Origin of the sequence: Rahnella perminowiae (assembly GCF_019049755.1) — a bacterium.
Lineage (GTDB): Bacteria > Pseudomonadota > Gammaproteobacteria > Enterobacterales > Enterobacteriaceae > Rahnella > Rahnella perminowiae.
This window is the reverse complement of sequence record NZ_JAFMOS010000008.1, coordinates 1-255: the sequence shown is the minus strand read 5'-3', so window position 1 is coordinate 255 and position 255 is coordinate 1. Positions and strand designations below refer to the sequence as shown.

The 255-nt window shown below is 49.4% G+C and carries 1 protein-coding gene; it reads right to left on the bottom strand.

Going from position 1 to position 255, the window contains the following annotated elements; all coding sequences use genetic code 11:
* Nucleotides 1-255: EF-Tu/IF-2/RF-3 family GTPase (locus J1785_RS00030; protein WP_274388838.1), on the bottom strand; the 255-nt coding region annotated here is incomplete at both ends.

The window sequence follows — 255 nt, the reverse complement described above, 5'->3', positions numbered from 1 at the left end:
CTGCACGGCCTTCGTCCAGCAGTTTGCGGAACATTTCAACGCCAGTACAAGTTGACTTAACAGTGTCCTTGATACCGACGATTTCAACTTCTTCGCCTACTTTAACGATACCGCGCTCTACACGACCAGTTACAACTGTACCACGACCGGAGATGGAGAATACGTCTTCGATTGGCAGCAGGAATGGCTTATCGATAGCACGCTCTGGCAATGGAATGTAGCTGTCCAGTGCTTCTGCCAGTTCGATGATTTTCG